The following is a 1,081-nucleotide window of genomic DNA, read 5'->3' on the forward strand; positions in this document are numbered from 1 at the left end:
TCGTCGGCGGTCTTGGTCCAGACGTAGGGCTTGGGGTCGTCGTTCCAGGCCTTGATCCAGGCGCGGATATCGGCGTTGAGCGCGGACACCGAGCGGTGCGCCGAGCGTTGCAGCTTCTTGGTGGTCAGCTCAGCGAACCAACGTTCGACGAGGTTGAGCCACGACGAGCTGGTCGGGGTGAAGTGCAGGACGAACCGCGGATGCGCGGCCAGCCAGCGCTTGATCGACGGGGTCTTGTGGGTCGAGGCGTTGTCGAGCACGAGATGGACGGTGAGGGCGTCGGGGACCTCGGCGTCGATCTTGCGCAGGAACTTGCCGAACTCGACCGCGCGATGGCGTGCGTGCAGCGAGCCGATCACCTTCCCGGTGGTCAGGTCCAGCGCGGCGTAGAGGCTCGAGGTGCCGTGACGGACGTAGTCGTGGCTGGCCCGCTCGGGAGTACCGGGCAGCATCGGGAAGGTCGGCGCGGTGCGGTCGAGCGCCTGAACCTGGGTCTTCTCGTCCACGCAGAGCACCACCGCACGTTCGGGCGGGTCGAGGTAGAGCCCGACGACGTCGCGGACCTTGTCGGTAAACAGCGGGTCCTTCGACAGCTTCCAGGTCTCGGACTTGTGCGGAGCGAGACCGAACGCCCGCCAGACCCGCGAGACCGTGGTCTGCGACATCCCCAGATGCGCCGCCATCGACCTGCTCGACCAGTGCGTGGCGTTGCGCGGCGCCTTCTCCAGGGTCTCGGTGATCAGCCTCTCGACCGCCGCGTCGTCGACGGTGCGCGGCCGGCCCGAGCGGGCCTCGTCGACCAACCCGTCGAGACGGTGCTCGAGGAACCGTCGACGCCACCGAGCCACGGTGTTGCGGTGCTGCTCGAGTCGCGCGGCGATCTCGGTGTTGGAACCGCCCTCAGCCGCGGCCAGCACGATCCGACTGCGCATGGCCAAACCGGCCGCGCTGGTCCGCCGCCGCGCCCAGGACTCCAACTGCTCCCGTTCGTCCTCGGAGAGCACGATCGCCACCGGCGCAGGTCCACGAGCCATACCTCGAACCTAACAACCGCTGCCGAACTTCCGACTCAGGACACTAG

At 68.2% G+C, this 1,081-nt stretch carries 1 protein-coding gene; it reads right to left on the reverse strand.

Annotated features, from left to right (window positions below; all coding sequences use genetic code 11):
• Positions 1-1,034: IS630 family transposase (locus ACFPK1_RS33000; RefSeq protein WP_378025162.1), on the reverse strand; the 1,034-nt coding region annotated here is incomplete at its 3' end.
• Positions 1,035-1,081: the final 47 nt, after the last annotated feature.

Source organism: Actinomycetospora rhizophila (genome assembly GCF_042657905.1).
In the GTDB taxonomy this organism is placed as follows: Bacteria; Actinomycetota; Actinomycetes; order Mycobacteriales; family Pseudonocardiaceae; genus Actinomycetospora; species Actinomycetospora rhizophila.